The 21,448-nt window shown below is 60.1% G+C and carries 20 protein-coding genes; 6 read left to right on the plus strand and 14 right to left on the minus strand.

Annotated features, from left to right (window positions below; translation table 11 throughout):
• The first annotated feature begins 43 nt into the window (after positions 1–43).
• Positions 44–793, plus strand: coding sequence for an alpha/beta fold hydrolase (locus tag ABX75_RS21455; protein WP_047882609.1), 750 nt, complete (start codon positions 44–46; stop codon positions 791–793).
• 175 nt (positions 794–968) lie between these two features.
• On the opposite strand, the gene ABX75_RS21460 is transcribed toward ABX75_RS21455, so the two are convergent.
• Complete coding sequence (locus ABX75_RS21460; RefSeq protein ID WP_047882610.1) at positions 969–2,480, minus strand: M10 family metallopeptidase C-terminal domain-containing protein; 1,512 nt, start codon at positions 2,478–2,480, stop codon at positions 969–971.
• 209 nt (positions 2,481–2,689) lie between these two features.
• Here ABX75_RS21460 and ABX75_RS21465 point away from each other — a divergent pair, with 209 nt between their 5' ends.
• Positions 2,690–3,553, plus strand: a complete 864-nt coding sequence (locus ABX75_RS21465; protein WP_034111016.1) for a LysR family transcriptional regulator — start codon at positions 2,690–2,692, stop codon at positions 3,551–3,553.
• Between the two features lie 72 nt (positions 3,554–3,625).
• Here the strand turns inward: ABX75_RS21465 and ABX75_RS21470 are convergent, their stop codons facing one another.
• The 10 genes from ABX75_RS21470 to ABX75_RS21515 form a co-directional block, all read right to left on the minus strand.
• Positions 3,626–5,068, minus strand: coding sequence for a hypothetical protein (locus tag ABX75_RS21470; protein ID WP_034098972.1), 1,443 nt, complete (start codon positions 5,066–5,068; stop codon positions 3,626–3,628).
• Between the two features lie 117 nt (positions 5,069–5,185).
• Positions 5,186–5,563, minus strand: a complete 378-nt coding sequence (locus ABX75_RS21475) for a hypothetical protein (protein WP_047882611.1) — start codon at positions 5,561–5,563, stop codon at positions 5,186–5,188.
• Between the two features lie 2 nt (positions 5,564–5,565).
• Positions 5,566–5,943, minus strand: coding sequence for a hypothetical protein (locus ABX75_RS21480; RefSeq protein ID WP_047882612.1), 378 nt, complete (start codon positions 5,941–5,943; stop codon positions 5,566–5,568).
• 190 nt (positions 5,944–6,133) lie between these two features.
• Positions 6,134–6,520 carry a hypothetical protein gene (locus ABX75_RS21485; protein ID WP_034115644.1) on the minus strand — a complete coding sequence of 129 codons (387 nt, stop codon included), beginning with the start codon at positions 6,518–6,520 and terminating at the stop codon, positions 6,134–6,136.
• Positions 6,521–7,087: 567 nt separating this feature from the next.
• Complete coding sequence (locus ABX75_RS21490) at positions 7,088–7,465, minus strand: hypothetical protein (RefSeq protein ID WP_047882636.1); 378 nt, start codon at positions 7,463–7,465, stop codon at positions 7,088–7,090.
• Between the two features lie 2 nt (positions 7,466–7,467).
• Positions 7,468–7,845: a hypothetical protein gene (locus tag ABX75_RS21495; RefSeq protein WP_047882613.1), complete on the minus strand. Its 378-nt coding sequence runs from the start codon at positions 7,843–7,845 to the stop codon at positions 7,468–7,470.
• 2 nt (positions 7,846–7,847) lie between these two features.
• On the minus strand, positions 7,848–8,843 hold the full coding sequence (locus tag ABX75_RS21500; protein ID WP_034111025.1) for a hypothetical protein: 996 nt from the start codon (positions 8,841–8,843) through the stop codon (positions 7,848–7,850).
• Positions 8,844–8,980: 137 nt separating this feature from the next.
• A complete protein-coding gene (locus ABX75_RS21505) occupies positions 8,981–10,045 on the minus strand; it encodes a lipocalin-like domain-containing protein (RefSeq protein ID WP_047882614.1) in 1,065 nt (354 codons plus the stop codon).
• The gene (locus tag ABX75_RS21510) at positions 10,035–12,497 is read right to left on the minus strand and encodes an FtsX-like permease family protein (RefSeq protein WP_047882615.1); all 2,463 of its coding nucleotides are present in this window, start codon (positions 12,495–12,497) and stop codon (positions 10,035–10,037) included. The genes ABX75_RS21505 and ABX75_RS21510 overlap by 11 nt, the downstream gene beginning before the upstream one ends.
• A gap of 1 nt (position 12,498) precedes the next feature.
• Complete coding sequence (locus tag ABX75_RS21515; RefSeq protein WP_047882616.1) at positions 12,499–13,167, minus strand: ABC transporter ATP-binding protein; 669 nt, start codon at positions 13,165–13,167, stop codon at positions 12,499–12,501.
• A 235-nt stretch (positions 13,168–13,402) separates the two neighbouring features.
• On the opposite strand from ABX75_RS21515, the gene ABX75_RS21520 reads away from it, so the two are divergent.
• The 4 genes from ABX75_RS21520 to ABX75_RS21535 all read left to right on the plus strand — a co-directional run bounded on the left by ABX75_RS21520 (position 13,403) and on the right by ABX75_RS21535 (position 18,622).
• Entirely contained in the window at positions 13,403–14,116 is a 714-nt protein-coding gene (locus ABX75_RS21520) for a histidine phosphatase family protein (protein WP_047882617.1), read from the plus strand.
• Between the two features lie 184 nt (positions 14,117–14,300).
• Positions 14,301–15,956 carry a lipid IV(A) 4-amino-4-deoxy-L-arabinosyltransferase gene (arnT, locus tag ABX75_RS21525; protein ID WP_047882618.1) on the plus strand — a complete coding sequence of 552 codons (1,656 nt, stop codon included), beginning with the start codon at positions 14,301–14,303 and terminating at the stop codon, positions 15,954–15,956.
• Positions 15,956–17,476, plus strand: a complete 1,521-nt coding sequence (locus ABX75_RS21530; RefSeq protein ID WP_047882619.1) for a glycosyltransferase family 39 protein — start codon at positions 15,956–15,958, stop codon at positions 17,474–17,476. Before arnT ends, ABX75_RS21530 begins: the two co-directional genes overlap by 1 nt.
• A gap of 366 nt (positions 17,477–17,842) precedes the next feature.
• Positions 17,843–18,622, plus strand: coding sequence for a helix-turn-helix transcriptional regulator (locus ABX75_RS21535; RefSeq protein WP_034098983.1), 780 nt, complete (start codon positions 17,843–17,845; stop codon positions 18,620–18,622).
• 32 nt (positions 18,623–18,654) lie between these two features.
• Here the strand turns inward: ABX75_RS21535 and ABX75_RS21540 are convergent, their stop codons facing one another.
• From ABX75_RS21540 to ABX75_RS21550, 3 genes are all read right to left on the minus strand, one after another.
• Complete coding sequence (locus ABX75_RS21540; protein ID WP_047882620.1) at positions 18,655–19,581, minus strand: pyridoxamine 5'-phosphate oxidase family protein; 927 nt, start codon at positions 19,579–19,581, stop codon at positions 18,655–18,657.
• Positions 19,582–19,660: 79 nt separating this feature from the next.
• A complete protein-coding gene (locus tag ABX75_RS21545) occupies positions 19,661–20,527 on the minus strand; it encodes a LysR substrate-binding domain-containing protein (protein WP_034111037.1) in 867 nt (288 codons plus the stop codon).
• Positions 20,527–21,447, minus strand: a complete 921-nt coding sequence (locus tag ABX75_RS21550) for a LysR family transcriptional regulator (protein ID WP_047882621.1) — start codon at positions 21,445–21,447, stop codon at positions 20,527–20,529. Before ABX75_RS21550 ends, ABX75_RS21545 begins: the two co-directional genes overlap by 1 nt.
• Position 21,448: the final 1 nt, after the last annotated feature.

The following is a 21,448-nucleotide window of genomic DNA, read 5'->3' on the forward strand; positions in this document are numbered from 1 at the left end:
TTGGTAAAAAAGCCGCTGTCATACAGCTGCCCTGGACCTCTCGATGACCGTCGTAAAACACTTGGCCTGCGGCTGCCTCTGGCTGCTGGCAGGCCTTGCCTTTGCCGAGCCGTTGATCAAACCGACCGCCATCGATTGGTTGCTGGACTGCCCCCTGCCCGCTAACGAACGCCTCGACCCCAACGTACTGGAACGCACCCAGTGCGGCACCGTATCGGTACCGCGTAACTACGCAGCGCCCCGCCAGGGCATCCTGCGCCTGACCGTCACCCGTGTTGGCGCCCGCGAGCCGTTGAGCCGTCAGGGCGTGATCTTCACCCAAGCCGGCGAACCGGCGCGCAAGAACAGCAGCGGCACCTTCGCCATTCAACTGGCCAGCCGCTGGAATACCCACACCACCCCGGCCTATCGCACGCTGCTCGATCGCTATGACGTGATCGAACTCAGCGCGCGCACTATCCGCCAGCCCAACGACATGGAATACGCCGCCCGCGACATGGAATACGTACGTGCCCAACTCGGCGATGCCCAACTGCATTACCTGGGCAACGCTGAAGCCACGCGGCTGGGCAATCGCTACAGCGCGCTGTTCCCCGAACGCGTGGCGCGCATGGTGCTGGTCAACGCCGACCCCGACGACAGCGGCCCCCTGCAAGTCGAACAGCTGCGTCTCAAGGAGCCGGCAAAGGCGGATGCCGGCGCTTGCATCACCCGCTGGATCGGCGACTTTCTGGCCTACGGCAGGCAGCCGCCGCCCTTCACGCGCTGCCTGGATCTGGGCGATTGGCCATAGCACACTGTTTGCGACCCTTTGCCGCCGAAAGCGACCTCTCGCGTTGACGCTCCGGTCGGATCGTTATTAAGTGCTATTTATCCGCATTAATACGATAAATCGCACCCATGCTACGCATGAGCGGTGCTTCAGCGAACGGTAGCCGATCGAAGGGCTACCGCCGCACCTTCAGGATTTATTTCACGAAATCGCCCCAACTCAACATCTGCTCGCTGTCAATTTTGAGCATAAAGTCGGCACGCCGATCGCCATCCAGATCAATCTGCAGTACTTCCTGACGGGCATTTTCGTCGTACGTCAGCATGACTTGCCGCCCTTCACCGCTGAACTTGGAAACTAATTCGACCGGTTTTTGCGCAATGTCGCGCCGTGGCCTTGTGGAATTTAAGCCGTTCCGCAATTCCTCGATCGGAGAATAGTTACTTTCATCGATATAAGTACTCTCGGGCCCGGTCGCACGGAGATTGGAAATATCGATCTTGTCCCTACCCGACACAAAGTCCGTGATTCGATCAGGCGCCTGCGGTGTCGATTGCTCAGGGGTTAAAAAGACGTAAGTGTTCTTGCCACCACCACCGGACAATTCGTTCTGTGCCGCGTTGCCAATCAATATGTCGTCGCCGGCTCCGCCTTTAGCGTTTTCTATTGTGGTGCCTTTGGCGATGAACACATTTTTTCGCATCCCTCCAATATCCGAGGGTGTGCCTTCATTGAGATTGATGACCTGGTTTTGGCTAAAGCCGGAAAAATCCAGGGTGTCCGTGCCACCACCGTCCCACACCGTGAATACCGGTGCGTCAGCGTTCGAGTGCAGGTGATAGGCCTCGCGGTCGGCATTGGAATTAAACCCATAGGTGGTATCGCCCGTACGGGTTTGATGATTGACACCGTACAGTTTTTGCATCGCCGCGATGTCATCGACCATCGGCGTTGAAGGCGAATGGTGCATGCCGTTTTTGTGAAATGACTGCCCGGAGTGGTGTTCGCTCCAATAGCTCATAATGCTGTGTCCGCCGGTGTCCTCCGCGTATGTGGCCGTGTTGTAACTCACGCCAGCGGGATGGCTTCTGAACGGATGCCCTAGCCCAAGGGCGTGCCCGACCTCGTGGGCAAGGGTTTTGTGGCCTTCGTTGTTGAGGCTCGGTGCGGTATGAGCGTCTTCCGTGCCGTTGAGCCAAACCTCGGCGACCGGCACGTTTATTTGAGCGCGGGGACGTGATGCCATGAATTGGCGGGCTCCTTCGGAAGGTGGAAGGCTCGCGAACGCGTTGCGACCTTGGGGGTCCAGGGCGAAGTTGCCGAAACTGATGTTGCCATCCTCCTGCGTCCCCGGGCTGGCCTGGGTGAAACTCAGATTGGCGACATCCGACCAGTGCTCCATGGCCCTGAGTGCCGATTCCTTTTGCGCTTGATTGAATTCGCTGAACTGCGTGAGCCCCAGCTGGCGGAATGACTGCCCCGCCGTTGTCAGAAAACGATAGGCGATGTCCGTTTTTCCATCACCGTTAAGATCAGGCCAACGCAAATTGTCACGGGTTATCTCATCGGCCGCCTGCTGGATGCTGTAGGAAGGCTTGCCATTGATCTCGCGCCCGCCGCCGCGTTGATCGGCGTGCAGTACGCGATCCAACTGAGTGACGGTCGCGCTGGCATAGGGTGAAATGGTAATTGTGGGTGAGTTCGTCATAGCGTGTCTCCGAGGCTCTCAATCAGTGAGATGACAAAATAACGGGGGAGGTATTCCCACCGTCGCCGTCGACTCTAGGTCTGCCAACTGCGGGTTGGCAGGCGCTTTTCCTGAGTGACACCCCATACATTTCCGTCCGGCGTGTATCCCGATTCCCCCATCCTATGGCATCCCCTCTACAATGCCTCCCATTCATTCGCGGGGGCTTCATGGACATCGAACTGGCACGCACCTTCCTCGAAATCACTCGCTGCGGCAGCCTGGCCGCGGCGGCAGAGAAACTGCACGTTACCCAGACCGCCATCACCGCCCGCGTGAAAAACCTGGAGAACCAGCTGGGCTGCACGCTGTTCGTGCGCAACCGGGCCGGGGCACGACTGACCGCCGATGGCGAGGCGTTTGTGGTGTACGCCAATCAATTGCTGCAAACCTGGGAAGCCGCGCGCCGCGACCTGCCGTTACCCGATGGCTATCGCAATGTGCTGCATATCGGCGGCGAGGTGAGCCTGTGCAACCCGCTGATGCTCGGCTGGGCCCAAGCCCTGCGCGAACACATCCCCGGTCATGCCCTGCGTACGGAGATCCGCGAGGGCGACTATCTGTTGCGTCAACTGGAACTGGGCGTGCTCGACGCCGCGCTGGTGTTCCAGCCGCACTACTGGCCGGGGCTGCAAGTGGAGCAGGTGTTGGAGGAAAAACTGATCCTGGTGCAATTGGCGAGCAAGCCCGAACCCTACGTCTATATCGATTGGGGCCCGGGGTTTCGCCAGCAGCATGACGCCGCCCTGCCCGACCGGGCCCGCGCCGCCGTGAGTTTCAACCTCGGCCCGCTGGCACTGCAATACATCCTGGAGAACGGCGGCGCCGGGTACTTCCGCACGCGAGTGGTGCAAAGCTACCTGGACAGCGGCGTGATGCGGCGCGTAGCCAAAGCGCCCGAATTCAGCTTTCCGACGTACCTGGTGTACGCACGGGCGCGGGATTCGGCGGTGTTGCAGCAGGCGCTGGAACTGCTGCGCGGGGTGGTCAAGGCCGAAGGGGATTGGTCACAGCGCTGGGATCCATTGAGTTAAGCCATCAGCCATTGCCGCAAAAAAAGGGGGCAGCCTGTGCAGGCTGCCCCCTTTTTCACTGACGCGTCACGATCAATGCACGATGGTCTGGGTGCAGATATGCCCCAGGCTGACGTACTGCACATTGTCACCACCGACGCCTACCCCCGGAAACTCAGCCAGCTCGATGCGCCAGCCGCCCTGGTTGTAGGTGGTGTCCCACTTGTACGGCACACCGGTGCTGCTGTCGTTGATGACCGTATGGTAATCGCCGAAGCAGCTGCCGATATTCGCCGTGGCCGAGGTCGCACCTGCGCTGTTGGTGGTGGCCGGGTAGTCGACCCAGCGGTAGTCGAAGTCGATGAAGTGGTTGTCCACGCGCAGCACCGGCGTGACACCCAGCAACGGCGCACCAGTGGAGTCGGACCATTGCGTGCTCCAGTTCAGAACCCGCGCGGTTTGCGTGGCCAGTGGCATTTCCGAAACCGGCACGCGAACGATGTTGTCGCCCTTCACATCGTGGTTATTGAGGCGCGGCGTGGAGCCCAGGCTCAGTTGGTACTGCTTGGTCGCATCCTGCGCCACGTTCGGGTTGGCCCGTACGCGCACTTTGACCGTGGTGCCCGGCGCCACGCTGGGGTAGGTCGACGTCGAACCGGCCGGTACCGTGACCCAATTGACCCCGTCGAAACGGTCGAAGATCCACTGGTTGCGACTGCCGGTTTCATCACCGGCCAGGTACATACTCACGCTCTGGCCGCGCACGGCCTTGAAGTCGAAGTAATCGACATCGTTGGCGTTGTCGAGGTTACCGCTGACTTTGTTCATCGAGTCCGGCAGCACGAAGGCGGTTTGCGGCGTGTCGTTGGGTTCGTAGGCATCGATATTGGTGTCTACGGCAACGCCAAAGCTGAACTGCCCGTTGCTGGCGGCGTTGGCCACCATGTACCAGTAATAATCCCCCGCCGGCAGCACGCCATTGAGGTATTCATCGGCGTTGCCGGCGGCATCCGAAGAGCCGACCAGGCTCAGGTTGCCCTGGCCGTCGTCGAGGAACAGGTTCAGCGACATGTCGGTGCCGGCGCTCTGGTTGACCAGTTGCACTTGGATGCGCGCATTCTGCGGCAGGTTGAAGTGGTAGGCGAACTCGTTGCCGGTCTGCACCCCGTCCACGCTGTAGAGCGTGTTGATATCCAGCGTGGGGAACAACGGCTCGAACGCAGCAATGGCAGCGGCGCTCAATTGGGCCTGCGCCGGTTTTTTCAGTTCACCGACCACGGTGTCGAACGGTGCGGTTTTCACCGCCTGGGTCAGCGCCTTGGACTGGCCGGTCTTGGCGGCCTTGAGTTTTTGCTTGAGCGAGGCCGAAACCTTCGCCCCATCCAACTTGCCGCCGGGCTTGAGCGCCTTGTCGACCGCCTGCCGGACGGCCTGGGCACTGAGTTTCTGAGGGGTTTGCTCCGCCAGCGCAAAGGCCGAAACAAAGCAGGAGGCGGCCATGGCCGCGCCGAGCATAAAGGCTTTTTTCGATTTCATTTTTTATCCATCCATAGTTAAAAACTGAAGGTCAGGTGACATCCGGTCACCTGGGATGGACTGTAGGACTTTACTGTATAGATGTACAGTATTTTTTTGAAAAAAATGTGGGAGACTTCAGATTTCAATGCCGCCCCATCTACGCCAGACAGCCCCGATGAGCAACGCGAGAGCCCAAATGTGGCACAGGCGATAGGGCCATAGAGCCCAGCGTTTGAGAGCTAACGGAACGCAGCCCAACTCAGCCTCGGTCACAAGTCCTTCTTTCACATGGCACTTTGGCATTGAGAGGATATCGATCATCAAACCCATGCGATGAAATCTGGCGAGTCTCTGGTTACGCCCCCATTTACGTTTGTGTTCAAGAACCATTTTGTTCTTACTGAAATAACTCTCCAGCTCTTCCAGCTTTCTATGTTCGGCAAATAACATCAGTCCTAAGATGACGAAAGTAAAAACTATCAATAGAGTGATGTAGACGAGAAAAAAATCCACAGTCAAATCCACTCTGGCCACCCATGAAACCAGATATACCAAACGCAGGATGCGACAAACCAAACGCAAGCAACACGATAAGGCCACAACGCCCATCGTTTAAGCGCTAAAGGAACAGATGCCAGTTCCGCCTCAGTCACAAGACCGGCTTTCAGAAAAGCGTTGGGCGTTGACAGAATATCGATCATCAACCCCATGCGATGAAAACGGTCAATTCGCTGTTTTCTTTTCCAAAAACGTTTATGTCTACAAACTTTCTCGTTTTCACTGAAATAACTTTCCAGTTCGTCGAGTTTTGTATATTCGGCATAAAGCATCAGTCCCAAAATAACAAGCATCCCACCAAACCACACGATGGTGTAAGCAAGAAAAAGATCCATGGCTATGCGCCCTCTGGCTGGAATATCAAATCACCATTAACTTCCAGGATCTGCCCACCCAGAAACGCCCCGCCATCGCCGAACAAATTACCGCCCTCATATCCACCCGCAGCACCTCCGATAACACTACAGATCAGTTCACCACGCCCTTTAGCCGCAATATCTAAAAAGATGTTGCATGCACACCGACTTAATTTAGCGCCATTTCGACGCCGCACCATCTACGCCAAACGGACCAAGCGACGGTGCCGATAACCCAAATGAGGCCAAGGTAATAGGGCCACAACACCCAACGCTTGAGCGCTAACGGCACAGACACCAGTTCGGCTTCGGTCACGACACCTGCTTTCACATAGCGTGCTGAGTCAGACAGTAAATCAAACATCAACAACATGCGGTATTGCCTGTCGATCCAATGATTTTTTCTCCAGAATCGCTTATTGGCGCGGACCCTTTCGTTATGAGTGAAATAACTTTCCACTTCGTCGAGTTTTGTATATTCGGCAAACAGCGCCAGTCCCAAAACAACAAACGCCCCAACAAAATGCACAATGGTGAAGGCAAGAAAAAACGACACGCTTAAGCCCCCTCTGGCTCGAAGATCAAATCACCGTTAACCTCCAGGATCTTTCCACTCAGTAATGCAAGCCTACCGCCTGCCCACCCGCAGCGCCGCCAATATCTGCGCACGCCAGCACCCCTTGTCCCCTCATCGAAGCGCCCAAATGTGGATGTACAGTATTTTTTGAAAGTTATGTAAGACATTTCAGATTTCGATATCGTACCAACTGCGCCAGACAGCTCCAACGAGCAATGCAAGAGCCCAAATGTGGCACAAGCGATAGGGCCATAGAGCCCAGCGTTTGAGAGATAATGGAACGCAGGCCAACTCGGCCTCGGTCACAAGTCCTTCTTTCACATAGCACTTTGGCATTGAGAGGATATCGATCATCAAACCCATGCGATGAAATCTGGCGAGTCTCTGGTTACGCCCCATTTACGTTTGTGCTCAAGAACCATTTTGTTCTTACTGAAATAACTCTCCAGCTCTTCCAGCTTTCTATGTTCGGCAAATAACATCAGTCCTAACATGACGAAAGTAAAAACTATCAACAGAGTGATGTAGACAAGAAAAAATCCACAGTCAAATCCACTCTGACCACCCATGAAACCAGATATACCAAACGCAGGATGCGACAAACCAAACGCAAGCAACACGATAAGGCCACAACGCCCATCGTTTAAGCGCTAAAGGAACAGATGCCAGTTCCGCCTCAGTCACAAGACCGGCTTTCAGAAAAGCCTTGGGCGTTGACAGGATGTCGATCATCAACCCCATGCGATGAAAACGGTCCATTCGCTGATTTCTTTTCCAAAAACGTTTATGTCTACAAACCTTCTCGTTTTCACTGAAATAACTTTCCAGCTCGTCGAGTTTTGTATATTCGGCATAAAGTATCAGTCCCAGAACGATAAACGTCCCAACAAACACAACAATGGTGTAGACAAGAAAAAAATCCACAGTCAAGTCCACTCCGACCACCAATTGAACCAGACGTACCAAATGCCGGCAGTGACAATCCAAATATAAGAAACACAATATGGCCATAATGCCCATCGTTTAAGCGCTAAAGGGACAGATGCCAACTCAGCCTCAGTCACGAGGCTGGCTTTCAGGAAAGCCTTAGGCGTTGACAGAATATCGATCATCAACCCCATGCGATGAAAACGGTCAATTCGCTGATTTCTTTTCCAAAAACGTTTATATCTAAGGACCTTCTCGTTTTCGCTGAAGTAACTTTCCAGCTCGTCGAGTTTTGTATATTCGACAAAAAGCATCAGTCCCAAGAGGACTAATACTCCAATAAAATTCACTAAAGTGAAGGCGACAAAAAACGACATGGTTAAACCCCCTCTGGCTCGAATATCAGGCTCCCGTTGACCTCCAGTATCTTTCCCCCCAGAAACGCTCCGCTATCGCCAAGTATATTGCCGCCCTCATAACCACCCGCAGCACCTCCGATAACACTACAGATGAGTTCACCACGTCCTTTAGCCGCAATACCTAAAAAGATGTTGCATGCACGCCGACTTAATTTAGCGCCGAAACTTGCAGCTCCAGCCGCCCCCGACACCGCCCCCACCAACCTCCCCGTCTCCACATACTTCGCCTTCCTGCACTGCGCCTCTCGCCCCGTCACACACGCCTCCTTGATCTCCAACCCCGCCACGCCCACATCCAGCGCCACGCCCAGATAGGTCCCCTTGCCCAACCACTTCGACATTTGCGCGGTCTCCCGAATCCGCTGTGCATACCCGGCGATCTCACCTTTATGCAGATAGCTTTTGGTCGATATTCCCAGCACCTTTTTCAACGATTCATGCCCCTGCAGCCCTGTGCCAAAACGTGCCGCGCCTTGCAGTTGCAGGTCCAGGCGGCGGAACAGGGTCTGGCGCTGTTGGATAAAGGCATCGCGGTCCAATGCACCGTCTTTCAAGCGCTGATGCAACTGCTCGATTTCTTCCAAGGTCTGCGCCACGTCATTAAGATGCCGCGCCCAGGCCGCTGTGGCGCTGCCGATGCCTATGGAGCTGTATGCCATAAAGCTTTGTAACAAGTCATAGTTGCCGATCAAGGCCTTGCCGGTGGATGAGTTCATGTCCAGGTTGCGTCGCACTACTTCGGCATGCCGCATCAACCAGGCTTCCTCGCCGGAACAACTCACGCTGTGGGGATCGGGAATAATCACCAACTGCCCCGGCGTGACCAGGCCGGGGCGCAGGTGTCGGTTCAACACATCAAAATGTTCGGAACGTTGTCGGGTCGGGGCGCTGCCCATCAGGCGGGATTTCAAGCTGTGGTAGTCCGTGGTGCGGTCGTTGATATAGCTCTGCGCCATGCCCTACATCCGGGATGCAAAGAAGATGGCGTGGAAATATAAGCAAGCGCCTACGCCCCGGACACAAGCGCAGGTGGGGTAAAGCGCATTTGGGAAGTTGCCTACTGGGTGAGGAAATAGCGCCTACGGAAACGCCCCTAATAGCCAGTCATCTCCAAGTAACCCACCCCACCGTCAAAGCGCACCGGGCCTTCCCAGTACGGAATACTCAGGTTCATCCAGGCGTTCGGGTTAAGCGCCTCGGTGGTGATGTCCAGCTGTTTGCTGGGGATCTTCAGCGACCAGCGCGTCGGTATCTGGCGCCCATCGATGGCGGTAGTGTCCAACGGCGTCAGTTGGATATCGCCATTGTGCAGGGTCTGGGTATGGCCTTCGCGGTCGATCCAGGTGCCGGTCAGGTAGGGCGCACCGTCGGTTTGCCGCACCCGGAACAGCATCAGTTGTGCGCCGCGATCCAGGTGCAGGGAGAACCAGTCCCAGCCGCTCTGGCTGGCGCTCAGCGGTTGGCTGCTCCATTCGCGGTCGAGCCAGGCGGGGCCGCTGACCTGATAGGTCTTGCCATCAATGCTTACGCTGCCCTCGGCGCTAAAAAATGGCTGGCTGTAGTAATACGACGCCTGGCCCTGATCGGATTTGCGGCTGTAGCCGTTGTCGCCCTGTAACACCAGCGGGCGCTGGGAGGTCAGGCGCAGGTCGTAGGCAAATTGCGCACCATGGGCCTTGAGTTGCATGTCGGTCAATGCGCGGGTGGCACCGGGGCGGCTGGCGAAATTCCAGTCATCGATCCAGGCATTGAACGGCGCCGCTTGCGCCCCGGCCTGGCCCACGCCGCCACGGGCAAAGCGTTCGGCGGCGTAGTGGCGGGTGGCAGATGTGACGGCTGCATGTCCGAGCCACAGGGTGGAGTCGTGCCAGCCCGGTTGGGTGGGCCCGGCCTTCAAGGCGTTGCGAAACAATGTCCACTGCACACCGAACTGATTGCCCTGGGCATCCTTGAGATTGGCGGTGACGTACCACCATTCGATGCGATACCCCGCGTGGGGGCCATGGTCTTCGGGAAAGCTGAAGACTTTGCCGGGCACCACTTGGGCAAAGTCCGCCGCATCGCTGCCAAGGCCGGCGAAGCTTTCCGCGGGCGCAGGGGCTTTATCGCAGGCCGCCAGCAGCCACAGCACAGCCCAACACAACGACCTAACCTTCATGGGCAAATGTCCTCAACAAGTCCGCCGGACGGCTGCGATACAACTGCCACAGCGGCCAGGCCGAAGCCAGCAACGTGGCCAGCAGTGCCAAGCCCAGCAATTGCGCCAATTGCCATGGGAACACCTGTAACGGCAGGCGCCAGCCGAACGCCTGCACATTGATCACCGCGTCCAGGCACCACGCCAACAGCAGCCCCAGCGGCAGCGCCAGGCACAAGGTGAGCACCGCCAGCAGCCAGGTCTGGCCGAGGTTGAGCAGCATCAATTGTCGCCGCGTCACGCCCAGCGCCCACAGCGGTGCGAGTTGACCGAGGCGGCTCTGGCTCTGGGTCAGCAGGCTGATGAACAACGCCACGCCCGCCACGCCGAGGGTCAGGCTATTGAGCGCGGCGGTGGCGGCGAAGGTGCGTTCGAACACCTGGCTCGACCAGCCCTTGAGTTGCTGCTGATCGATGATGCGGCTGTCCTCCAGGGCAAACACCCGTTGCAGGTCACGGATCAGCGCTGGCACATCGGACGGCGCGACCCGCAGGTTGAAACGCGACGGCGACAGGCCCTGCCAGTGGCTGAGCAAGTGGGTGGCATTGATCAGCAGATGGCCCTTGGGGTTGCCGTAGTCGGCGTAGATGCCCACCACCTTCGGTGTCCACAGCCCTTGCGGCGTCGACAGGTTCAGCGTGTCGCCCAGATTGACGGCCAGGCGGCGCGCCAGTTGCTCGCTGAGCATCACGCTGTCGCCGTCACGCAATTGATCCCAAGGCGCGCGCGCCGCTTCCAGCAACGGCCAGTGCTGCCGATAAGTGGGATCGTCGACCACCCCTGACAGGTCCGCCGGCCAGCCTTGCACCTGCACCGCCACCTGCCAGGTGGGCAGTACCGCATGCACCCGTGGTTGCTGCGCCAGCCAGGTGCCCAGTTGCTCGGCCTGGGCCGGGCTTTGGGGGTTGAGGTACAGCTCGGCGGTCAGGCGTTGTTCCAGCCAATGATTGAATGTATGGCGAAAGCCCGAGGTCATGGAACCGGCACCGATATTGGCGGCCAGCGCCAACAGCAACGCCATCAGCGCCAAGCTCAGGGCCGGCAGTTGCTGACGGCAATCGGCGAGAAACCATTGGCCGAGCACCGAGCGACTGCGGCCCAGCACTGCTTTGAGCAAGCCGTTAAGCAACACCGGCAACCCCAGGGCGGCACCCAGCAGCAACGCGGCCATCAACACAAAGCCGGCGGCCAGGCTATCGCCGCGCCACAGCGCCAACAGGGCCACCAGCAGCGCGGCGGCGGCCACGTAGCCTTGACGCCGCAACCAGCGCCCGTGGGCCTCGTGCCAGGCTTGGGCATTGGCCAACGCCAGCAACGGCAGGCGCGCCGCACGCCATAGGCTACTGGCGCCGGCGAGCAAGGCGCCGAGCAGGCTAACGCCCAAACCGGCCAGCCACCAGCCGGGGTTCAGGCTCAATTGCCCCGGCACTTCGGCGCCATACAGACCGCGCAGGCTGGCGGCCACATCCGGCAGCAACAGGCTGGCCAGCAGGTAACCGCTGGCCACGCCGAGCACGCCGCCGAGCAACGCCAATGCACCCAACTCCACCCCTAAGCCGACGATCAGGCAACGCGCGCTGACGCCGCAGGCACGCAAGGTGCGCAGTAACCCACGCCGCTGCTCCAGGGCCAGGCCGATGGCGGCATGCACGATAAACAGCCCGACTACGAAGGACAAAAAGCCCAGTGCGTCGAGGTTCAGGTGAAAACTGTCGGTCAGCCGCGCGAGGTTGTTGTCCTCGCCCTGCTTGAGTTGGAGCCCGGCGGGCGGCGTGGGGCGGTCGGCGGCGAAGGCGTTGTCCAGCAACAGGCGTGACAAGCGCTCGGGCATCCCCAGCAACGGCTGGGCGAAAGCGATATCCGTGAGCAACAGCCCAGGCGCCATGTCCGCTTGGGCCTGCAACGGCGGCAGGCGCTGCCCGTTCAGCGTCAAGGGTTGCTCACCCGCTTGCAGCCCGAGGCCTTGCAAGGTTTGCGGGGCGACCCAGGTGCGGCCCGGCGGCGCGAAGAACGCCAGCATCTGCGCCTGGCTCAAGCGCTGCCCCGCCACCGCGCCACTGCCCGGCAGCGACAGCGGGTCGATGCCCATCAATTGCAGGCGCAGGTCTGCATGCCCTTGAAGTTGCACCCTGCCCTGCACCACCGGCGACACCGGCCACCCGGCACGGCGCAACTGGGCAAAAAGTGCCTGGGGAAAACTGGCGCCGTCCGGCATCGCGAGGCTGGCCTGGGGTTCGCCGCCGATCAATTGGCTGGCGCGGGCGTAGCTGTCGCGCGCCTGGCTGTTGAGGGCTTGCACCCCGGTCAATAACGCGGTGGCCAGCCACAGGCCGGTGAGCACGCTGAAAAACTGCACGGGATGGCGACGCCAATGACTGAGCAAGGCGCGCAACGTCCAATAGAACACCGCCATCTCAGACTGCTCCCGCCGCTACGACCTGGCCGCGATGCAGCACTACCCGGCGATCCAGTCGTGCAGCGAGGCGTGGGCTGTGGGTGACCATCAACAGGCTGGTGGGGCTGTCGCGCAACAGGTCGAGCATCAGTTGCAGCACCTCGTCGCTGGTGGCTTCGTCGAGGTTGCCGGTGGGCTCATCGGCCAACAACAGCCGCGGACGCGAAGCCAACGCACGCCCCACCGCGACCCGCTGCTGCTGGCCGCCCGAGAGTTGCTCCGGGTAACGCGTCAGCAAATCCCCCAGGCCCAGGCGCTCGATCAATTGCGCCTGCCAATGGGCATCGAAACGCCCCGCCAGCCGCGCCTGGAATGCCAGGTTGTCGGCCACGCGCAAACTGCCGATCAGGTTGAATTGCTGAAACACCAGGCCGATGTCCGTACGCCGCCAGTGCGCCAGTTGCGCCTCGCTCATCCGGTCCAGGCGCTGTTCGCCGATCTGGATACGGCCACTATCGACTCGATCCAACCCGGCCACCAGATGCAACAGCGTGCTCTTGCCGCTGCCCGACTCCCCCATCAACGCCAGGCTGCTGCGTGCGGCCAGGTGCAGATCGACACCGGCCAGCACCGTCAACGGGCCCTGAGGAGTGACATAGCTTTTAAACACGCCTTGCACCTGCAACATGGGAGCACTCGTTTGATGGGTGGCCATCGAGGATAACGGCTGCGGTCCGAGCCCACGCAAATTTTTCACATGGATTTCACCGGACGGCCACCCGTCACTCTTTAAATTGCCGGCCAAGCGTCATCCGTCGGCAACTTGTTAGTTGCTACGCCTGGCAACTTTTAAACGCTCCATGTTCAGCGAAAAGACAGCCGCTCTGTGACAGCTTCTGGCTCCACTCAAGGCACTCGCCAACATGTCGCGCCCAATAAATAAAACGCTGGCGACAGCGCCCAAGGTGAATGAAGTGGTTGACCTGACCCTGACCAAACCACGCGCACGCCGACACTTTCTCAAGCGCTTGTCAGCGCTCTGGCTGGGCATTACGGTAGTTGCCTTGCTGGTGACTGCTTTCATGAACTGGCCCTTATCGCCACGGGACTTGGGAGTCGGCAATCGCCTGCTGAGTTCATCGGTGTTGCCGCTCTGGCGCGATGGCGATCTGATTGTGCTGGTGCGCCACGAAGAGCGTTGCGACCGTTCGAGCAACCCGTGCCTGGGCCCCGTGGAAGGCCTGACGATTGAAGGCAGCCAACGCGCCGAACAACTCGGCAAAGCCTTTAAATCCTTGGGCATGGAAGGCAGCGACGTGCTCGCCAGCCCGACCATTCGCACCGCCCAGACCTCCCGCTTTATGTTCGGCAAGACCGACGTCACCGCCAGCCAGCAAGCCGTCTGCGGCGCGGCCATGGGCGAGGAATTGCTCAGCCATAAACAGCCCGGGCGCAACCTGGTGTTCGTCACGCACAGCGGCTGCATCGCCGACTTTGAAACCCATCTGGGCTACCCCCGTGCGCGGTTTCCCGAGTACGGCAGTGCACTGTTCGTGCAAGTTCTGCCCAACGGTAAGTTCAAAACCCTGGGCATTGTTAATAACCCCGATTGGCCCGCTGCCCTCAAGCAACTTTAAGCACAGTTACAACAACCGCCACAGCGTGTTCAGCAAAAAGACAGCCCTGTTCTGGCATGTTGAATTGCGTCTTTAAATCAGGACGCCATGACTCTTTCTCGCCACTTAGTGAACGCTTTGGTTCTTCCGCTATGACTTTATTAGTTCAAACGGTCTCCATAAAACGTCAAGGAGCGACGTTGCCATGCCCCGCATAAAACCGTTGCACCTGCTGTTATTGGCCTTCGCAGGGTTTTATCTGCTGCCCTTGGGCCTGCACGGTTTGTGGACGCCGGATGAAACCCGCTACGCCCAGGTCAGCCAGCAAATGCTGCTCAGCGGCAACTGGGTGGCACCGCACTTTATGGGCATGCGCTATTTCGAAAAACCCGCCGGAGGCTATTGGCTGATCGCCCTGGGCCAAGCCGTGTTCGGCCAGAACCTGTTCGGCGTGCGCATCGCCTCGGCCCTGACCAGCGGCCTGAGTGTGTTGCTGGCCTATCTGCTCGCCCGCCGCCTGTGGAATGATCCGCGCAAAAGCTTCGCCTGCGCCCTGCTCTACCTGAGCTTCGGCTTGATCGCCGGCCAAGCCGGGTATTCCAACCTCGATCCGCTTTTCACGCTGTGGGTCAACCTGAGTCTGGTCGCGTTCTGGTTTGCCCTCGACAGTCAAACACTGCCTGGCCGACTGAGCGCCTGGGCCATCGTGGGGCTTGCCTGCGCCATGGGCTTTATGACCAAAGGCTTTCTGGCCTGGGCGCTACCTGTATTGATCGCGGTGCCCTATATGCTCTGGCAACGGCGCCTGGGGGCATTGCTGCGCTACGGCCCACTGGCGGTACTGGTGGCGGCGCTGGTGTGCTTGCCCTGGGTGTGGGCGATTCATGTGCAGGAACCGGATTTCTGGCGCTTCTTTTTCTGGAACGAACATATTCGCCGCTTCAGTGCCGAGGATGCGCAGCATGTGCGACCGTGGTGGTTTTTCCTGCCAATCATGGCTGTGGCGTGCCTGCCCTGGGCGGGGCTGCTACCCAACACCCTGCGCAAGACCTGGCAGGAAAAAAACCAGGCCCCCATTCGCTTCCTGGCCCTGTGGCTACTGCTGCCGCTGGGATTCTTCAGCCTCAGCAACGGCAAGCTGCCGACCTATATCATGCCGTGCCTGCTACCGCTCGCCCTGCTCATGGGGCACACCTTGACCGACCTGATCAGCCAAGGCAAAGCCCGGTCGATCTGCCTTAACGGCCTGCTTAATTTCGCCATTGGCATGGCGGCAATGATCGGCCTGATTTACCTGCAAATCGCCCGACCGCTATACGGCAATAGCCATGCCGAGATGTTCAGCCTGTCCCTGACCTTTATCGTGCTGTTGGTGTGGATTCTGACCAACCTGCTGCAAGCCTTCCGCCCGTTGACGCTGTGGGCCATGCCGACCCTGGGCATCGGCCTGCTGGTGGTACTGCTGCCCGCCGGCATGCCGGCGCTGATCACCGACAACGAAATGCCCGACCAATTCGTGCAAGAACACCTGGGCGAACTGCAGCAAACCAGCGCCTTGCTGAGCAACCAACTGGAAAGCGCCAGCGCCCTCGCCTGGCGCCTGCAACGCCCTGACGTGACGTTGTACAACACCGAGGGCGAGTTGCGTTACGGCCTGCAATACCCCGATGCCGCGCAGCGTAAGGTGGGCGTGGCGCAGGTTCAGGACTGGCTCAAAGAGGCCCGCCGTCACGGCCCGGTCGGCGTGCTGCTGCGGGTCGGCAGCACCAGCGAAATGGCCGAGGCTGGGCAACTGCCGCTGGGTGGTAAACGCTATAACAAAGGCTATCTGGAACTGACCCTGTACCCGCAGGTGCCCTGATGCCGGTTTTTCCTCGCAGCGAACGCGGCGCCTTGCTGTTACTGCTCGGCGTCTGTGCCCTGTTGCTGTTGTGCGGGCTCGGCGCGCGTGACCTATGGGGGCCGGAAACTCGCTGGGCGAACATTGCCTTGCAGATGTTGCAGAGCGGCGATTACTTCGACCCGTACCTCAAAGGCGCGCCGTATTACGACAAACCCCTGCCCTCCTACTGGATGATCACCGGCATGGCGCACCTGATGGGCGGCCTGGGCCCGTGGTCGCTGCGCTTACCCTCGGTCATCGCCGCGTGGTTGAGCGTGTGGCTGATCTACCTGCTCGGCGAGCGCCTGTTTCGCAGAGGCACCGGTCTGATCGCGGGCTGGATGCTCGCCACCACGTTCTACTTCCTGTTCTGGGCGCGGGTGGCCACGGCGGATGTGCTAACTCTGTGCGGCGTCCTCGCCGCCGTATGGTGGTACTGGCGTGGGCCGGACGACACACGGTTGGGACGTTACACCGTGTTCTGCCTGCTGCTGGCAGCGACGTCGCTGTTCAAAGGCTTGATCGGCGTGGTGCTGCCAGGCCTGGTGTTGCTGCCGCACCTGCTCAGCAAGCAGCGCTACAGGCAGCACCTCAACCTGCGCTTGTTACTGGCCGCACTGATTGGCGGCGCGGCATATGCGGTGCCGTTCGTGTTATCTCACCTCTACGGCGCAGCGACTTACGGCGAGAGCGGCCTGGCGTTGGTGTTCCGGGAAAACGTGGTGCGCTTCTTCGATCCCTTCGACCACATGGGGCCGATCTACACCTACCTGATCTACCTGCCCGCCTACACCCTGCCCTGGACGCCGTGCTGGCTGCTGGGTCTGTGGCTGGCCGTGCGGCACTGGCGCCATACGCCTGCCAATGTGCGCTGGCTGGTTTGGGGCTTGGGTCTGTTATTTGTGTTTTTCACCGCCAGCGGCAGCCGACGCAGTTACTACGTGCTGCCGCTGGTGCCATTCGCCCAGCTGTTGGCCGCTTGGTGGTTGAGCGAACGCCTGGCGAAAACGCCGGCCAGTGGGACGCGCTGGCGCAAGGGTTTCGCCATCGCCGCCGTGGTGATGCTCGGTGTGCTTGGCGTGGCCTACCCCTGGAGCAACGGCAATGGCGGCGTCACCCGCTTTGCCGAGGATGTACGCACCGAGGCGGTCAAAACCGCGCCGTGGGATCAATGGCAGATGGTCATGTTGGAAGTCGACAACAAGGTGCCCCTGTACCTGCAAAACCAAGGCAACGCGTTCTACTACGTCAGCCAGGCCCAAAACTTCCCGCGTCAAGGCGACAGCGCCGCGTTCATGGCGTGGCTGGACACCACCAGCGGCCGGCACTTCGACCCACAGCGCACGATTATCGTCACAGCGTTCTCCAAGGACGACCCGATGCCGCTGGCTTACCTCGCCGCAGACCATCAGATCATCACAACACAACCGGATAACGGCGAACGGCTGTTTCAGGTGCGCGAGGACGGCAGCAGGGCGTTCATTCCTCGCCAGCCCTGAGGTGGACGGGCGAGCTGATCTACTGTCCCTGATATCCAAAAGAATGGATCGGCACTTTTGATGCTTGAATGCTGAAACGATTAAAGCCCTGTAGGAAATTGGCTAGTAATTGGCGAGGACAACTTGAACAAAGGAATCTTCTCTTTAAGATTTTTTGTATATATTTCAAATACTTAAATAAATATAAAAAACTGACCTACGAAACCCTATCCGGAAACACCCCTTAGAAGCGTCGAATTAATGACGTGGTTTTTATGGCACGTTGTGTACCTCGTTTCAGCTGGATAAGTAGGATTAGGCCCTTATGTTTCAAGCAAACTCCCCGGGCGACCATTAACGGTGCTCGACCTCGACGATCAACGGGCCATGGATGCCCAGCCCTACGCCCCTCAGAGCCCACACTTTTATGCGCAACTGGGCGAGGTGATAACCCACAGCGGGCACGCCCATTTCGCCGACCATCTGCTGCATCTGGTAAACCGATGGGTGCCTACCCAGTGGGTCGATCTCAGCCAATGGGCGTTTGACGAATTGCCCGAGCGCGTCCTCGATATCACACGGCTGGGCAGCGCCGGCCACCCGCAGGCACGGCCGCCACGCCTGCCCTCGGCGAAGGACCACCCCTTGGTGCGAGCCATGCTCGACATGCAGGACCCGCTGCTGATCCAGCTGAACCCCAGAATCAATAACCTGCACCAGTGCCATCTGGTATCGCGCCACGGCAACCAACGCTGGGTGATCTCGCTGTTCCGGCCCTACACCGAACACGGGTTTTCCCTGACGCAGTTGTCATTCCTCAAGTGCCTGTCGGATACCCTTCTACCGTTGCTCGAACACCACGCCCAACTGCTGCGTCAGGCGCCGCGCAAAACGGATCACGCGCTGCCGGAACAATCGCAGCTGCAGCAGGCGTTCTACCGGCGCTTGTCTCTAGAGAACATCAGCCTATCGGCGCGCGAGCAGGAGGTGTGCCTGGGCCTGCTGACCGGCAGTACCGTGCCGCAGTTGGCGGAAAAACTCAGTGTGAAGAACAGCACGATCGAAACCTACCTCAAACGCGCCGGCGCCAAGCTGGGCATGAGCGGCCGGCACGGTCTGGCCAAGTGGATGATAGGCGCCGGTGAGTCTGGATACGGTAAGCGTTGACGCAGTCTGCACTGGACTAATGGGGTGAGCGATCACCCCATCGCCAGACTGAACGGCGAAAATTCCGCAAACCGCCAGCGCAAGGCCAATGCCGCCGCGCGCCGAACCATGTGCTCCACGGTCACTGTCCACACGCGCTGGGCGCCTTCGAACAGCGCCACTTGCGGCCCGTCCAGGATCAGCGTGGTGCGCCCGACAAGCTGCAACACATCCCCCGTGTCGAAATCGATAAACAACAGCCCTGCCACCGGGTTGGCCGCCAGGTTGCCCAAAGTGTTGAAGAACAGGTTGCCGGCGTAGTCGGGGATGGTCAGCACGTTGCCGTCGACGCGCACGAAACCGGTATTGCCGCCCCGGTGGGAAACATCCACCGCGCGCTCGCTGTCGGTGTCGACGTAACTGGCGACGAAGAAGGTGTCGGCGCTGCGAATCAGGTGCTGCGCGGCGGCGTCCAAGTGATCATAACGCTCAACCGCACTGCCCGGTTTGCGGGCGACGCCTTCGACCGGGCGCAATTGGATGTACTTGGGGCAATTACCGAAGGTGTGCACCACGTCCACCGACAATCCTTCGTGGTCAAGGGCACCGATGCGGCCGTTCATGCGATTGCGACGACGGGTATTGAGGTCGATGCCGAGTACGCCCACCGACGCGCCCTGATGCAGCCCCGCACGGGCCGGATCGCCCGCCGAGGGCAGGCTGTCGATCTGCAAGCGCTGCGGGTCGGGCGAATGCACAAAGCCCGGCGCACCTTCCACCAGGGTCGCCCAGGGAAGGCCTTGCGCATCCACCGCGCCCAGCACCAGGTACGGCAGCAAGGGGTAGAAATCCCGGTGCTGTTCGGGCAAGTGGTCGCGAATCACCTTGGGCCCGACCATCGCCATGCGCTCGGCAACGCCGGCGCTGTGCTGCATCTGCCGCTCGCCGGCATGCCAAGGGGACTGTTCGATCGGGTTCATAGGGTCACCTCCATTAGGGATAGGCGAATGCTGCGCCCCGATACGCGACGGGGGAATCACCACCTCCGGCAATCCACTGTTACGCCAACTGAAATGCCGGATGCCCGCGCAGCGCGCTCACACAGTGTTCGACAAAACTGCGCACGCGCATCGGCGCCTGCCTGCCCTCGCGGTACACCACCTGCACCGGCAGCGGTGGTCCGTCGAAGTCCGGCAGCACACGGCGCAGGGCGCCGCTGAGCAAATGCTCATGCACCGGATAACTGAGGCAGTGCAACAACCCTGCGCCCTGTACGGCGGCATTGATCGCGCCTTGCACCGTGGAACAGGCCAGACGCGCGCGGGTGCGGAACGGATCATAAGAGGCGGGGCTGGCGATCAAGCGATGCTGCTTGAGTTCATCGGGGTGGGTGGGTTCACCGTGGGCAGCCAGGTAATCGGGGCTTGCGCACAGAATGGGTCGCACCTGGCCCAAAGGACGCGCGATCAGCGCTGAGTTGGGCAATTCGCCCACCAGGATCGCCACATCCAGCCCCTCCTCGTACAGGTTAGGGTGAGGGTCCTGATAGCGCACCAGCAAGCGCATGTCGCGGTAGTGCGCCAAATAGTCGGCCAATACCGGCGCCATCACGTAGCGGCTGAACAGTAACGGCAAACACACCCGCAGGCTGCCCTGAACCTGCATCTGCAAGCCCTTGGCCGAGGCTTCGGCGGCGTCGACGGCGGCCAGCAACCGTACGCAATCGGCCAGGTAGGCAGCGCCGGCAGTGGTGAGGCTGACGCCGCGGGTGCTGCGCTGCAACAACGCCACGCGCAGGCGCGCCTCCAAACGGGCAATGGCGCGCACCAAGGTCGGGCCGGACACCCGTGCAGCGCGCGCCGCCGACGCCAGGCTCGGTTGCCCAGCCAGCGCGGCGAACAACTGCATATCGCGATAACGCTCCATCAAAGCGAGTGCCGGTCGGACGGGTTCAGCGCAGCATCCTGGCTCAGGCGCTGGCTGAGAAAGTCGACAAAGGTGTTGACCCTGGCCGGCACGCGCCCACGGTTGTGGAACACCACCTGGATCGGCAGCGGCGGCGGCTCGAAGGCGTCCAGCACAATCTCCAGCTCACCGGCCGCGACCGCCGCAGCGACCTGATACGACAGCACCCGCGTCATCCCCCAACCTAGGCGCGCCAGGTGGATCGCCGCGTTATTCGCCGAGACCACCAGGCGTGGAGTAATCGGCACCGTCAGCGAGCGACCGTCGTCGACGAATTGCCATTCGCTGACCACTTGGCTGGCGGACGAGGTGGCAATCGTAGCCTCGCGCAACTGTCCGGGATGTTCGGGCCGGCCATGCCGCTCCAGATAGCCCGGCGCAGCACACACCACGCGGCGCACTTCGCCGACTTTTAGCGCCTGCTGCCCCGGCTCATGCAGATGGCCAATACGCACGGCCACGTCGACACCTTCATCGGCCATGTTCACCACACGATCGACCAGCAGCGCGTTGATCGTCACCTGGGGGAATCGGTCGAGGTATTCGCCCAACAGCGGCGCCACATACAGCTCGCCGAACAGCAACGGGGCGGTCACCGTCAGGTGGCCCCAGGGGCTGGCGTAACTGCCCGCCGCCGCCTCCTCGGCCTCGTCCAACTCGGCGAGGATGCGTCGGCAATCTTCCAAATAACGCTGGCCGGCTTCAGTCAGGTGCAGGCTGCGGGTGGTGCGCGCCAGCAGCTGTGTGCCGAGGCGTTGTTCCATCGCGGCGATGGCACGGGTCACGCTGGGGGGCGACGTATTTAACCGCCGTGCTGCCGCAGCGAAGCCCTGCTCCTCGGCCACCGCCAGAAACACCTGCATTTCATGAAATCGGTCCATT

It is taken from the genome of Pseudomonas sp. ARP3 (genome assembly GCF_001029595.1).
Classification (GTDB): Bacteria; Pseudomonadota; Gammaproteobacteria; order Pseudomonadales; family Pseudomonadaceae; genus Aquipseudomonas; species Aquipseudomonas rhodesiae.

Excerpts from the sequence above, each read along its gene's own strand:
- ABX75_RS21545 (WP_034111037.1), bottom strand. The coding sequence starts at position 20,527 with ATGGAGCGTTATCGCGATATGCAGTTGTTCGCCGCGCTGGCTGGGCAA.
- ABX75_RS21460 (WP_047882610.1), bottom strand. The coding sequence starts at position 2,480 with ATGACGAACTCACCCACAATTACCATTTCACCCTATGCCAGCGCGACC.
- ABX75_RS21520 (WP_047882617.1), top strand. The coding sequence starts at position 13,403 with ATGTCGCGCCCAATAAATAAAACGCTGGCGACAGCGCCCAAGGTGAAT.
- ABX75_RS21540 (WP_047882620.1), bottom strand. The coding sequence starts at position 19,581 with ATGAACCCGATCGAACAGTCCCCTTGGCATGCCGGCGAGCGGCAGATG.
- arnT (WP_047882618.1), top strand. The coding sequence starts at position 14,301 with ATGCCCCGCATAAAACCGTTGCACCTGCTGTTATTGGCCTTCGCAGGG.
- ABX75_RS21455 (WP_047882609.1), top strand. The coding sequence starts at position 44 with ATGACCGTCGTAAAACACTTGGCCTGCGGCTGCCTCTGGCTGCTGGCA.
- ABX75_RS21505 (WP_047882614.1), bottom strand. The coding sequence starts at position 10,045 with ATGAAGGTTAGGTCGTTGTGTTGGGCTGTGCTGTGGCTGCTGGCGGCC.
- ABX75_RS21495 (WP_047882613.1), bottom strand. The coding sequence starts at position 7,845 with ATGTCGTTTTTTGTCGCCTTCACTTTAGTGAATTTTATTGGAGTATTA.
- ABX75_RS21470 (WP_034098972.1), bottom strand. The coding sequence starts at position 5,068 with ATGAAATCGAAAAAAGCCTTTATGCTCGGCGCGGCCATGGCCGCCTCC.
- ABX75_RS21530 (WP_047882619.1), top strand. The coding sequence starts at position 15,956 with ATGCCGGTTTTTCCTCGCAGCGAACGCGGCGCCTTGCTGTTACTGCTC.
- ABX75_RS21480 (WP_047882612.1), bottom strand. The coding sequence starts at position 5,943 with ATGGATCTTTTTCTTGCTTACACCATCGTGTGGTTTGGTGGGATGCTT.
- ABX75_RS21510 (WP_047882615.1), bottom strand. The coding sequence starts at position 12,497 with ATGGCGGTGTTCTATTGGACGTTGCGCGCCTTGCTCAGTCATTGGCGT.
- ABX75_RS21550 (WP_047882621.1), bottom strand. The coding sequence starts at position 21,447 with ATGGACCGATTTCATGAAATGCAGGTGTTTCTGGCGGTGGCCGAGGAG.
- ABX75_RS21515 (WP_047882616.1), bottom strand. The coding sequence starts at position 13,167 with ATGTTGCAGGTGCAAGGCGTGTTTAAAAGCTATGTCACTCCTCAGGGC.
- ABX75_RS21535 (WP_034098983.1), top strand. The coding sequence starts at position 17,843 with ATGGATGCCCAGCCCTACGCCCCTCAGAGCCCACACTTTTATGCGCAA.
- ABX75_RS21500 (WP_034111025.1), bottom strand. The coding sequence starts at position 8,843 with ATGGCGCAGAGCTATATCAACGACCGCACCACGGACTACCACAGCTTG.
- ABX75_RS21465 (WP_034111016.1), top strand. The coding sequence starts at position 2,690 with ATGGACATCGAACTGGCACGCACCTTCCTCGAAATCACTCGCTGCGGC.